Consider the following 13,462-nt stretch of genomic DNA (forward strand, 5'->3'; position numbering starts at 1 on the left):
CTGTAAGCGTTTTCTATTCTTTATATTAAGAATAGTCTAAAATCAATCGGTTTTCTGGTGAAAGGGGCTGTTGACGTGTACGGAGTATTACTTGCAGCTTTAGGCATGCTCGTGTTTGCGTTAGGGTATCGGTATTATTCAAAGTTTATCGCCGAACGAATTTATCGCCTTGACCCTAATTTTGTAACGCCTGCCCATCAATTTAAGGATGGAAAAGACTTTGTCCCAACCAACAAGTTTGTTCTGTGGGGACATCATTTTACCTCAGTTGCTGGTGCCGCACCGATCGTAGGGCCAGCAATTGCGATTTATTGGGGCTGGCTACCAGCAATTCTCTGGGTCACCCTTGGGACGGTGTTTGCAGCAGGTGTTCATGACTTTGGGGCACTTGTTTTATCGGTTCGAAACAAAGGTCAATCGGTCGGAACGTTAGCCGATAAGCTCATCGGTCGTCAGGCCAAGCTGTTATTTTTATTTATTATTTTGATCCTTGTTCTTATGGTTAATGCTGTGTTTGCCTGGGTCATTTCCAACTTGTTTATCTCAAATCCTTCAGCGGTACTGTCCGTTTTTATTCAAATTCCATTAGCAGTGTGGATTGGCTACCATGTATACAAACGACAAGGAGGAATGCTCATCCCGTCCCTTGTGGCGCTGGCGGTGATGTACGTGTCAGCCATTGTGGCAAGCCGAGTACCTGCTTTACAAATTGACCTTGTCCGCTATTTTGGTGGGGAGGAAAACATCGTAGCTTTTGGTCTTGATGGGGTCGCTATGTCGTTCTTCGTCTGGATTATCGTCCTTATGATCTACGTCTACATCGCCTCCACATTACCGGTTTGGAAGCTGTTACAGCCACGGGATTACATTAACTCCCATCAGCTCGTCGTCGGTTTGCTTATTTTATACTTAGGTTTGCTGTTTTCTAACCCAAAGGTTACAGCACCTGCTGTCAACGGTTCACCTGATACGTCATGGTTCCCGTTGCTGTTTATTACCATTGCGTGTGGTGCGATCTCCGGGTTCCACGGTCTCGTTTCTTCTGGGACGACATCGAAACAGCTGAATAAGGAAACAGACGCGAGGTTTGTTGGGTATTTAGGAGCAATTGGTGAGGGGCTACTCGCTCTCATCGTAATCGTCGCAGTTGCTACGTTCTTTGCATCGCCTCAAGCATTCTCCGAGGTGTACTCAAGCTTTGGTGCAGCAAATCAAGGCGGGCTAGGAAACTTCGTTCAAGCCGCAGGTCAGCTTGCGACAGGTCTCCTCATTCCGCAAGATATGGCGGCGACGATCGTGGCTGTGATCATCGTCAGCTTTGCCGCGACCACACTGGATACCTCTGTCCGCTTAATGCGATACATTATTGCTGAACTCGGTCAAGAATATAAGGTGCCAGCGTTATCTAAAACCCATGTGGCCACTTCAATTGCCGTTGTGTCAAGTGCGGCGCTCGTTCTTTTACCAGAAGGACCAAATGGATTTGGTTCAGGAGGTTACTTGCTTTGGCCACTATTTGGAACGTCAAATCAGCTTCTTGCAGGGATTACCTTGCTGCTAATAACGATTTGGCTGAAACGTCAAGGGCGTAACTATTTACCGACTTTGATCCCGATGGTTTTCGTTTTGTTTATGACGCTGTATGCTATGTTACAACAAGTCCTCTTTCAATGGTCACCATTTGGTGGTACGGGGACGAACATTCTCTTATTTACGCTAGGTTCAATTATTCTCGTATTTGCGTTCTGGATTGTCATTGTCGCCATCTCTGAAATTATGAAATCCAAGCCAAGGGATGATTCAAGAAAAAGTGCGTAAAGAACGAAAAGGAAGGGGTTAGTCTCACTAATCCCTTTCATTCATGTAGATGTAAAGGAAGGAGGGGAACCAATGGAGCAAAAGCTATCGTTAAAACGATTGTTCGAACTTTATGATCAAATGTTACGTGTTCCCCATCGAGCAGAAATTTATCGGGAGCTCCAAGATGAGGATGATTTGTTTTTGCTTCTCGTCTATTCAGAGATGCTAGGCGTGCCAAATCCAGCCTTTTATTATACGCTTGAACTTTACCCGTACATCATTGAAACGTTTCACGAATGGCATTTGCGGATGGGGATGGATAAGTCACCATTGCAAGGGATTCGTTGTTGCTAACTTAACGGAGAAGGGTGGGTGCAAATGTCACATTTGTATACAAAGCACATTTATTTCATCGGTGGAAAGGGAGGCGTGGGTAAGTCAACGTCTGCTGCTTCATTTGCTTGGCGTTGCGCTGAACGTGGAGAGAAAACGCTTCTCATTTCCACCGATCCAGCGCACAATTTAGGAGATCTATTTCATACAGAAATCGGCGCAAAGCATAAAAAAATAACGGATAATCTGTTTGCGACCGAAATTGATCCAGAGCAAGAAACAAGGAGATACATTCAATCGGTTAAGGATAATTTAAGGGGCATGGTGAAATCGACGATGCTGGACGAAGTAAATCGGCAGATCGATGCCGCCGCCGCGACACCCGGTGCAGATGAAGCAGCGATGTTTAATGCGATTTCATCCATTGTATTAGACGAACAAGGAACGTACGACAAGCTCGTTTTTGATACAGCGCCGACTGGACACACGATCCGTCTATTGACTCTTCCGGAAATGATGGGCGTCTGGATCGATGGGATGGTGAAAAAACGGAAAAAAATAAACGAAAACTATTCCAATTTGTTAAACGATGGGGAACCAGTAGATGATCCGATCTACGATACTCTGCAGCAGCGGAAAGAGCGATTTGCTGCCGTTCGAAACGTATTACTCGATCCGAAAAAGACGGGGTTCATGTTTGTTTTAATACCAGAGCGGCTGCCGATATTGGAAACGGAAAAAGCTGTCAAGCTCCTAGCAAAACACGATTTACATGTGGAGACATTAATCATTAATAAAATTTTGCCAGATGTAGCAGATGGCCAATTTTTAGAAAAAAGAAGACAAATAGAACAGCGATACTTGCAGCAAATTCACAACACTTTTCGCAAGCAAACGTTACTGCGCGTTCCGTTGTTTCCAGAAGACATCGGTTCAATTGAAGCGCTCTACCATTTTGCTCGTTATTTAGAACCGACAGCCTCATAAAATTTTTTGAAACTTCTTACGGTGTCTATCTAGGGTGTGCCACATGATCGGAGGAAAAACGAGTTGATTCATAGGAGAGTAGCCTTTGGATAGAATTGTTCCCTATGGTGAAAACCTCCGTTGAACGTGATTTTGAATCCACTTGAAGTAAAGGGGATCTTCTCAAAAAGTTTATTTTTTGAGGAGGTCCCTATTTGGTTAATAAGAAAAGCTGCAAGCTTCTTTTCGCATGTTCTAAATTAATAGGATTCTCTCTTGTCAAATCGTAAACATTACGATAATATATAATTCGTACTAAATCGTAACAATTACGGAAAAGGAGCTTCCTACTAATGAAAACAGAAAATTCCCGCTACAATCGACAAGGAATCTTCACACAGTTAAAAAAATACATAAACAGGCATTCTATTAAGCTAGTTGCCCTATTGGCTTTCTTAATGCTACTTAGTGCTTGTGCCCAATCTTCGTCCAATGAAGGGGCAGGGGAGAAACATATTCACTTTCTTTTTAACGTCTCCACAAATTCGCTAGATCCTCATGTGGATATGACCTACATTCCTGTACGCGCAGGAATTACAGAAACACTTGTCCGAGTGGATGAAGAAAACGTAACGATAGCCCCTTGGCTAGCGGAAAGCTGGGATAGTACGGACGGGCAACACTGGACGATAAAACTACGTGAGGATGTTACATTTCAAAATGGAAAAGAGATGGATGCAGAAGCGGTAAAAGCTTCTTTAGAACGAGCGCTTGACGAGAGTGTATCGATCGAAAATGCGTTGAAAATTGATGAGATTGAGGCCGATGGATACACATTGCATATTACAACTAAGGAGCCGTTTCCTGAGTTTATTTCAGAGCTTGTCAACCCGAACGTCTCAATCATTGATGTTACGGAAGAGGATTTTACGAACCACCCGGTTGGTACAGGGCCGTTCGCGTTGGAATCTTTTACACCTGGAAGTAAACTAGAGCTCGTTCGCTATGATGAATATTGGGATGGGGCGTCCAAGCTTGATTCGGTCACGTTTTCCTTTAATGAAGACGCTAGTGCTCGTTCCCTTGCGTTAGAATCTGGACAGACTGATATTGTCTACCGTCCCGAAGTAGAGAGCATTGAAACACTCCAAGCAAATGAAGGGATCATGGTAGAAGCGACAGAAACGTTTCGCACCCATAATCTGACGATGAATTTGGATAGAGACAGTTTAAAAGATGTGAACGTTCGTCGCGCGGTAGATGTCCTTCTCGATCGTCAAGAGATCGTTGATACGATTATGCTTGGGTACGCTGAAGTAGCAGACGGACCGTTTAATCCGACCTTACCATTTGCACCATCATATGAAGAAAAGGAAACAGGGACTGAAATAGTGATCGAATATTTAGAGGAAGCAGGCTATACACTTGAAAACGGTCAAATGCAAAAAGATGGGGAACCTCTTCATTTTACAGTACTAACGTATGGCTCACGAGCAGAGCTGCCACTCATTGCTCAAGTATTCCAATCGAATGCAAAACAAATTGGCATCGAAGTGGAGATTCGGCAAATTGAGGTTCCTGAAGAATATATGGCTTCTAACCGCGACTGGGATTTAATCACCTATAGTAATGTAACATCACCACGAGGCGATGCTGGTTATTACTTAAATGCAACATACCATCCAACTGGAGCGCTAAATTTTGGTAGTGTGAATGACCCTGAGTTAACAGGCATTATTGATGAGCTCAATCGAACCGTCGATCAAGATGTGCGCGCCAAACTTACAGAGCAGGCTGCAGCATACATTGATGAACAAAAGATTCATTCGTTTCTCATACATCCTTCTGCTGTCGTTGCCTATGATGAAAATAAAGTGAAAAATTGGGTAACGACACGGAGCGAATATTATATGATTACCAACCAACTGGATGTGAACTAAGTGGTACGAATTTTCATTCGCAGACTTCTTGAAGTAGCCTTGTTTGTTTTATTCGTTACATTTGTGAGCTTTCTATTTGTTAGGCTTGCTCCTGGCGATCCAGTATTAACGATTTTGAATGTGGATGAACTCTCTGTCAGCCAGGAGGAAGTAGAGACATTAAGAGAAGATATGGGATTTAACAAGCCTTTGCTCGTTCAATACGGGCACTGGCTTCTTGATTTTGTACGGTTGGATTTTGGAGTCTCATATGTTACAGGACAACCGGTAATGGACATGATTATGAAGGGGCTTCCGGCGACGCTGGAGTTAACGGTGGGCTCTTTGATTGTCATGTTGATCGTATCCATTCCACTCGGATCGTTGGCAGCCCTTTATCGGAATCGTTGGATTGATCATCTTAGCAGAATTCTCGCAATTCTTGGTGCGGCAATCCCTAGCTTTTGGCTGGGCCTCATTTTTATTGATCTTTTTGCCGTGCGGTTGAATTGGTTACCAACGATGGGAAGAGACGGTTTTGTTTCATTGATTTTGCCGTCTGTTACGTTGGGGTTAGCGATTTCAAGTGTTTATGTGAGACTGCTTCGCTCCAGCTTACTTGATTCATTAAGTCAAGAATTTATTCGTGCAGCGAGAGCCCGTGGTTTATCTGAAAAGCGGATTTTTGTTGCCCATGCTCTACGTCATAGCCTCCCACCAGTTATCACCGTGTTTGGAGTTAGCTTAGGAAGCTTGATCGGTGGCGTGGTGGTTATTGAAGTGCTGTTTGCCTATCCTGGCATCGGCAAGCTCGTAGTGGATGCGATCAGGCAGCGAGATTATCCGCTAATCCAAGGCTATATTTTGGTCATGGCGCTTATTGTGTTTGTCATTAATACAAGCGTGGATCTATCGTATCGCTATTTGAATCCGGAAATGAAGTTAGGAGAAAGGAAGGCAAACGGATGAGCGTTCTGTCAAGCCGAGAATTGATTCGTAAGAAAAAAAATAGTTGGCGAGCAATCATTGCTTTTATCTGTTTGGTCGTTGTTGCTGTGAGTGCCCTTTATGCTTTTCTTTATTTACGGCACGATCCAACGTTAGCGAACATGGGAGAACGCCTGCAAGGAATGAGTCTTCAGCATCCCCTCGGCACAGACCACCTTGGCCGAGACGTGTTAACGAGACTACTTTTAGGTGCACAACAGACGGTCGGATACAGCTTGATGGCTTTACTCGTGGCACTATTCATTGGGATTCCTTTTGGTTTGATTTCCGGTTACAAAGGCTGCATCGTGGATCGGGTGTTTATGAGAGTCGCCGATGGATTTTTAGCGTTTCCTGATACGATTGTAGCCATTGTCTTAAGTGGTTTGCTTGGGCCTGGCATCGGCAATCTCGTCCTTGCGATCGTCATGGTGAAATGGGTCAGTTATGCCCGTCTTGTACGAAGTACGGTCCTGACTGAGGTGGAAAAAGACTATGTTGCGATCGCACGGATAAACGGTTTATCGTCAAGCAAAATTATGCGTAAACACTTATTTCCTCATATCGTTGGACATGTATTAGTAATGGCTACTTTGGACCTTGGAAAAATCATTTTGCTGATCTCAGCTTTGTCTTACATCGGGCTTGGCGCCCAACCGCCGACTCCTGAGTGGGGGGCGATGCTCAATGATTCTCGTCCTTATTTTCAGTCGATGCCGCAACTAATGATCTATCCTGGTCTCGCGATCGTCATTGTTGTGTTGCTTACCAATATGCTGGGGGATTACTTACGAGATTATTTTGATGTGAAGAAGGAGGTGGGACAATGATTTTATCTGTTGAGCAAGTGACAATTAGAAGTAGAGAAAACATCATCGTCGATCAAGTCTCCCTCCAAATTCGAGCTGGACAGTGGTTTGCTCTCGTCGGCCAAAGTGGGAGTGGGAAAAGTTTGTTGTCCCAAGCCATTGGACAAATGTTAGCCCCTAATTTGCAAGTGGAGGGAAAGATCTCATTCAAAGGACGAGACTTGTTTACTTTATCACGAAAAGAGATGCGAACCCTTCGTGGATCTAAGATCTCTTACATTTTCCAAGACTATCAAGGCTCTTTTACACCATTTCGTACAATTGCCCAACATTTTGAAGAATACCAAAAAAACCATACAACCCGTTCGGCTAAGGAACGAAAAGACGAAGCCATGCGTGCCCTTCAATCGGTCGGTCTTGAGGAAATGCTCTATCATCGATATCCGTTTCAGCTAAGTGGCGGCCAGCTTCAACGGGTTTCGATTGCGCTCGCTCTCTTGCTTTCACCTGATTTACTAATTGCGGATGAGGCGACAACCGCTCTTGATAGTGTTTCTGGCCATCGGATCTTGGAACTGCTTGCGAGACGACAAAGAGAAACAGGCTGTGCCATTCTTTTTATAACCCATGATTGGCGCCATGTGAGACGTTATGCGGACCACATTGCTGTCATGAAAGAAGGGACAATAGTAGAATCAGGTGGGAAACATCGCGTACTTGATCATCCGAAAGATGATTATACAAAGCAACTGATCCAAGCAGCGCCTACGCTAGGACATGGATTGCCCTCAGGTTTGCCGGAGGTGGGGGAGGGGTGACGTTACTATCTGTCGACCATTTAGTGAAATCATACGGGACAGGAAAAGTAGCCATTTCCGATGTTTCCTTTGATGTAAATAAAGGGGAATGTCTCGGCCTTGTTGGGGAGAGTGGTTGCGGAAAAAGCACTCTTGCCCGTTGTTTACTACGAATCGAATCGATTGATCGTGGTTCGATTACGTTTAAACATCAATCAATTGAGCGCCTTAAAGAGCGGCGATTACGCCCGTTTCGCAAAGATCTACAGGCTGTATTTCAAAACCCAACGGCGGCCTTGAATCCGAAGCTTAAAGTGAAAGATTCCCTCCTTGACCCATACGACCAATACAAACAGGGGCTCAAGCTTCGTCATTTTAGCTACACGTCAAAAAACGCTTTTGTTAGACAGCTCCTAGAGGCGGTAGAACTTCCAAGCTCTTTAGCAGAGCGTTATCCTCATGAGCTGAGCGGGGGACAACGTCAGCGGGTTACGATCGCTCGAGCGATAAGTATAGAGCCAGCCCTGATCATTTTAGATGAACCTACAGCGAGCCTTGATGTGATTTCACAAGGGGCGATTCTCCGCTTGCTCTCAGACCTGCGGAACACGCTAAATGTAGCGTACTTGTTTATTTCCCATGACCTTGCCGCTGTGGAACAAATGAGTCAACGAATCATCGTAATGAAAGATGGCACGTTTGTCGATGAATTTCAGAGTGACCACTTATTTTCAGAAGGACGGCATCCGTATACGAAGGAATTGATCTCCATTTTTTAATCAAACATTCAAATGAGGAGCCAGCTTTAACCATAAGTCAAACGGATGGAAAAGGACTTATGACCTGAAAACACGAATAGCAGTGGGCATTTATCCCAACGACCACCTACTTAAGCAGGTGGTCGTTTCATTTTTGGGTAGCTTTTATGGACAAGTTTTCAGTATAATACGTAAGAAGAGATTTTCGAAAAGGGGATAGTGTATGCAACAATCCCGACAACGATTGTGGATGTTAGTGGCAACTTTAATTGTTGTAGCCATCATCTTAATGATTCTTTGCTATCAATCAGTAAAAATTGTGTTAAGTCCAGATACTGAACCAACTGACCGAGTCATCATGAGTATTTTTACGTCAGATAAACTGGTGGATCAGAGTTGGGGCAGCTTAGCCTATTTGGCTCAGCTCCATGTGGAGAAGAAGTTTCCGGTCGATATTGAACTTTATAGTGAAGTCGATACAATAGAGAAAATGGAAGAATCCTTGCATGCCTCCATAGATCGAAAAACGGAACTGATTATTGGGCACGGGCGAGAGTTTTCTGACTTTTTTACAAAAGTTGCACCAAGCTATCCAACTGTTCGATTTGTTACGATTCATGGAAGCGCAACTTATGAGAATCAAACGGTCTATACGTTTGAAAAGGGGAAAATTGAACTGATTGCAGCCCTTGCCGCTACGATGAAATCGAAAACGAGAAAAGTGGCACTCATCGATGCTTATGATGGACGAGAAGATGAGCCTTATTTTGAACGAGGCCTTGAAAAATATGCTAATGATATCGAGTTTTTTTATTACGTTGTAAACAGCCGCCATGATGGAAAGCAGGCGAAAGCAGTGATGGATAAATTAATAAAAGAAGGAGTTGACGTCGTCTATTCCCGTGGCAACGCGTTCAACCGAGACGTGATTCATTACGCGAAACAACATGACATCTATGTCATCGGCTTTCTTGATGACCAGTCGTACCTTGGTGAGGAGCACGTGCTGACAAGTGTATTGAACGATGTTACTCAGGCCTATGTTAAAATTATAGAAGATTATTTTAACGAGGAAGAGCCTTTTCCAAATGGGATCGTTATCCTCTCGGGAAAAGACGGTGTTTTTCGCTTGGCGCCTTTCGGGAAGATGTTTACAGAGGAAGAAAAAAAACGTTTACAGGAAGAGTTGGATCGCTACTATCGTGGTGAATTATAGATACATTACAGGCTTGGGGATATTTTATGAGAAATTGGTTCCAGTCTTTGTCATTTCGTAATCGGATTTTAGTTGTGCTATTGCTCATCACGTTATTGATGAGCAGCTTTTCGCTTGTATTAATAGCTTCGATTAGTGAAGTGAATGATGTAAGCAAAAAAATATCAAATGAAGGTGTTCCAGAATTGGCGTGGCTTACGAGCTGGCAAGAGGAGCTCGCCGTTAAAACTTTTTTGGTGGAATCGTACTTAAACGAGGAATGGTGTTGTGATCTTGTCGAGGAATATCAATCCATTCATTCAGATCAGGATGGCAACATCCCAGAGGCTTGGACCAGGCTTCCTTCTTCATTAGAAGAGATTAAAATGAGTATGGAGCGGCTCGATTTTGAGATGATTAACAACGTTCAAGGGCTGCTTGACTTTGGAGATGAGGAAGGAGCCCGTTCCTATTTACAAACTCAATTTTTGCCGCGAATCGAAGAAGTCGAACTAGAATTAAGTGAAGCGAGAAGTAACGTTCTTTCGACATTAAATGATCATTCTTCTAGCTTAACGACGATCATTCATCAATCGCTATGGCTTCTGTTTATCGTGACGGTGATGGTCATCGGATTCTCCATTGTTGCTGCCTATCGCATTAGTGGAAAATTAACAAATCCTCTTGAACGAATGGTCGACCAAGTGGATGCGATTTCGAAAGGTCAATATGGACTCTATCTTACATCAACTCCTCAGTTTGAGATGCAGCAAATGACGGTGGCCATAAATGAAATGTCCAAGCGATTAAAATCGTCGTTCGATACATTATTTAACGAAAAAAAATACCGTGAGCAAATTTTAAATTCGTTGCCAATCGGAATTATTACATTCGACCATCAAAGCAATGAACTCTCATTGAATACGGCTGCAAGACTTTGGGTGCAAGCATCTGAGTCTGATATTCTCTTGCAACAGGTTGAAGAAAATCAGGCGTTTTGGCAACTGTTTTGGTCGAATAGTATGTGTCAAAACGTGAAGGTGTCGTTCTCCAATTCAGAGGGGACTCATCAAGTGCTCGTCTCGAAAACAGAATTGTTTAATGATCAACAGATCGTCATTGGACAAATCTTTTATTTTATTGATATTACAGAAGTGGAAGAAATGGCTAAGCGCATGCACCAATCGGAAAAGCTTGCACTTGTAGGTGAAATGGCTGCTGGAGCTGCCCATGAAATTCGGAATCCACTTGCCGTGATCCACGGGTTTATTAGCTTAATGAAACAGACGATGCCTGATTCAAATGAAAACAAAAGCTATATGCCACTGCTATTGCAAGAAATTGATCGGATCAATGGTATCATTGACGAGATGCTTTTATTAGCAAAACCAGGGGTACCAATCTTAAAGCGTGGAGATATAAAAGAAATGGCGGAGGAGTTAATTCCGCTGATTCGCCATTCATATGGACACGATGATCTCAAGATCGAAATGAAATTAGATTCAGCTGTGGTCATGATGGATCGGAAGCAAATGAAACAAGTGTTACACAATTTAATTAAAAACAGCATTGATGCGGTGGGGGGCACAGGGACGGTTACTCTTTATTCGAAAGTGGATGAGAGTGGTTGGTATCACCTCTTTATCCGTGATACGGGAAAAGGGATTCCTTCACACTTACAAGAGACGATCTTTGAACCGTTCTCAAGTTCAAAAGAAAGTGGCACCGGACTAGGCCTTACGATTGTTCAGCGAATCATTGAAAATCATCACGGATCGATCCGGTTGGTGGACTCCTCAGAAAATGGTACGACCTTTCAAATCTCGTTGCCGTTGGCGGATGATGCTTAAGCTGAATAAAAGACGGCTTCAGAAAACCATGAACAGAAAAGATTGTCACACGATACAACGAAGAGGGAGTGGTCATTCCCTCTTCGTTTACTTTGTCTAAGTTTGAGTCATAAGGATAATGGTCTCTTTTATGGCATTGAACTAGTTATCACTACAATCACAAATAAATGAGTTTCCTCCTTACCCAATCTTTTTTCCTTCCCCATTTCATAGACTCAAGCGTACTCGGGTTACCACGACCCCTTTTTACCTCCAAATAAAAAAGTAGCACAAACCATCACGTTGGTATGTACTACTCAATGTTTATATGCTACTTAACGCCCGATAAACATTTGCGTCCAGTAATGACCGTAAGAGCCTCCACGTGCGTAACCGACACCGATTTCGGTGTAATTAGATGAAAGAATGTTCTGACGATGCCCTGAACTATTCATCCATGCTTGGAATACAGCTTGTGGTGTGGACTGGCCAGCAGCAATGTTTTCACCTGATGAACGATAGCTAATGCCGAAATTGCGAATCATTTGATGTGGGCTACCGTATGTTGGGGATGTATGGCTAAAATAGTTGCGATCTCTCATATCCTCTGATTTAATGCGAGCTACCCGCGCCAACTCCCAATTTGATTTTAATGGGTTTAACCCATGTTTTGCGCGCTCTTGGTTTACGAGTCTTACAACCTCCTCTTCAAAATTTAGATGAGCGCTTTTGGCTGGGATGTTTAGCTTTTGCCCCGGGTAAATCACATTTGGGTTCGAAACTTGAGGGTTCGCTTGAATGATTTCGGATACGCCAACCTGATAGCGAGCAGCGATCTTCCACATCGTATCACCTGAGACAACAGTATGTGTAGTGGAAGCCTCAGCCTTTTCCCCAATACCAAAGACACAGACAACAGACAACAATAAAATGATGAAAAATTGTGTTAAGTATCTCATGGTTTTCATCTTAATAGGTTACGTTTGAAAAGTATAGCGGGAATCGGTGGGCAAGATGGGCATTGCTACGCTGAAAGCAAGACATGGGAAGTGCTTGAAATAAAAGTAGCAAATTTTACGAAAATATTACGATAGGGTGACCGGTGTAATAAAAAATTGATATTTTGTAATAAAGTGAGCGATTATTTTCTAGCAACCCATATGGTCCAACGGTCGGTTTCTTCGATGAATTCGTCTTGGATTTGTTGATCGAGGTAGTCAAATAACTTGTTCAATTCGAGGTCTGATAATGCGTGGAGGATCGAGCGCCCAGTTCTAGCTCGGATCTCTTGCAGGAAATGTTGCTTGGATGATGTCTGTCTCGTTTCCCAAAACGTTTCTACCCGTTCGACCTCATACCCTGAGCGAATAATTGTGGAAGAAAGCATTTGAATTGTTGGCCGTCGTTTTCTTTCAATCTCTTGCAAGTGAGGAAATAGGTTGTAGTAATAGCCACGGATATGGGATGGACTTCCTTGCAAAAAGCAGTCCTCCGACGTGCGATCTTGTACGATCAACTGCCCATCATTTTCTAACAAGCGAAAGGCTTCAGAAAGAAAAGGTTCAACTTCATTCAAATGATGGATCAGAGCTCGACAATAAACGAGGGAGTAGTGCCCAGATGCAAGTCCAGTAGCCTCAGCTTGCCCGTGGTGAAAAGGGAGAGTTGGGTGCAATTGTTTTGCCACCTCAAGTATAGGAAGGGAACTGTCTACACCTGTTACCGTATCAAACCCTAATGAAGTAAGAGCCCTTGTATAAATACCTCCGCCACAGCCGATGTCCACGGCATGTCCTGTTGGAGAATCAAGAAGGATAGACATCTTCTTGATCCATGAAACGTCAGCTCGTCTTGTTGCGTAACTATATTGGTAACGCTTGTCGTGAAAGTCAATCATGATAACCGAACACCTCCTTTACCTATTATATACAGTCAATTCGGTAAAAAAGCTTAGAGTTTTCAAATCACAAGTGAAAACGGGCACAAATCATATAAAAAAAGAGAACGAACAGAAGCTAATAGGATCTTAAGAAGCAAAGAAGGTGGAAAATCTATGAAAAAATGTTGTT

Annotated in this window: 12 protein-coding genes; 10 read left to right on the top strand and 2 right to left on the bottom strand. The window is 43.4% G+C overall.

Features of this window, described 5'->3' with window-relative positions; all coding sequences use genetic code 11:
• Positions 1–75: 75 nt before the first annotated feature.
• From FED51_RS09595 to FED51_RS09640, 10 genes are all read left to right on the top strand, one after another.
• On the top strand, positions 76–1,818 hold the full coding sequence (locus tag FED51_RS09595; RefSeq protein ID WP_083445548.1) for a carbon starvation CstA family protein: 1,743 nt from the start codon (positions 76–78) through the stop codon (positions 1,816–1,818).
• 72 nt (positions 1,819–1,890) lie between these two features.
• On the top strand, positions 1,891–2,154 hold the full coding sequence (locus FED51_RS09600; protein WP_053431291.1) for a cory-CC-star protein: 264 nt from the start codon (positions 1,891–1,893) through the stop codon (positions 2,152–2,154).
• 24 nt (positions 2,155–2,178) lie between these two features.
• Positions 2,179–3,120 (top strand): ArsA family ATPase, encoded by a 942-nt coding sequence (locus FED51_RS09605; protein ID WP_053431290.1) that lies wholly within the window; start codon positions 2,179–2,181, stop codon positions 3,118–3,120.
• A gap of 332 nt (positions 3,121–3,452) precedes the next feature.
• Entirely contained in the window at positions 3,453–5,039 is a 1,587-nt protein-coding gene (gene nikA, locus FED51_RS09610) for a nickel ABC transporter substrate-binding protein (RefSeq protein ID WP_083445547.1), read from the top strand.
• Positions 5,040–5,987: a nickel ABC transporter permease gene (gene nikB / locus FED51_RS09615; protein ID WP_010897958.1), complete on the top strand. Its 948-nt coding sequence runs from the start codon at positions 5,040–5,042 to the stop codon at positions 5,985–5,987. It begins immediately after the preceding gene.
• A complete protein-coding gene (nikC, locus tag FED51_RS09620) occupies positions 5,984–6,835 on the top strand; it encodes a nickel transporter permease (protein ID WP_053431289.1) in 852 nt (283 codons plus the stop codon). Before nikB ends, nikC begins: the two co-directional genes overlap by 4 nt.
• Positions 6,832–7,632, top strand: coding sequence for an ATP-binding cassette domain-containing protein (locus FED51_RS09625; protein WP_053431288.1), 801 nt, complete (start codon positions 6,832–6,834; stop codon positions 7,630–7,632). The genes nikC and FED51_RS09625 overlap by 4 nt, the downstream gene beginning before the upstream one ends.
• Entirely contained in the window at positions 7,629–8,390 is a 762-nt protein-coding gene (locus FED51_RS09630) for an ABC transporter ATP-binding protein (protein WP_053431287.1), read from the top strand. Before FED51_RS09625 ends, FED51_RS09630 begins: the two co-directional genes overlap by 4 nt.
• A gap of 202 nt (positions 8,391–8,592) precedes the next feature.
• Entirely contained in the window at positions 8,593–9,585 is a 993-nt protein-coding gene (locus FED51_RS09635) for a BMP family ABC transporter substrate-binding protein (RefSeq protein WP_233443890.1), read from the top strand.
• Between the two features lie 26 nt (positions 9,586–9,611).
• Positions 9,612–11,414 carry a sensor histidine kinase gene (locus FED51_RS09640; protein ID WP_053431286.1) on the top strand — a complete coding sequence of 601 codons (1,803 nt, stop codon included), beginning with the start codon at positions 9,612–9,614 and terminating at the stop codon, positions 11,412–11,414.
• 314 nt (positions 11,415–11,728) lie between these two features.
• Here the strand turns inward: FED51_RS09640 and safA are convergent, their stop codons facing one another.
• Positions 11,729–12,352 carry a SafA/ExsA family spore coat assembly protein gene (gene safA, locus FED51_RS09645; RefSeq protein ID WP_010897964.1) on the bottom strand — a complete coding sequence of 208 codons (624 nt, stop codon included), beginning with the start codon at positions 12,350–12,352 and terminating at the stop codon, positions 11,729–11,731.
• Between the two features lie 182 nt (positions 12,353–12,534).
• Positions 12,535–13,290, bottom strand: coding sequence for a class I SAM-dependent methyltransferase (locus FED51_RS09650; protein WP_053431285.1), 756 nt, complete (start codon positions 13,288–13,290; stop codon positions 12,535–12,537).
• Positions 13,291–13,462: the final 172 nt, after the last annotated feature.

It is taken from the genome of Halalkalibacterium halodurans (assembly GCF_005671335.1).
Lineage (GTDB): Bacteria > Bacillota > Bacilli > Bacillales > Bacillaceae_D > Halalkalibacterium > Halalkalibacterium halodurans.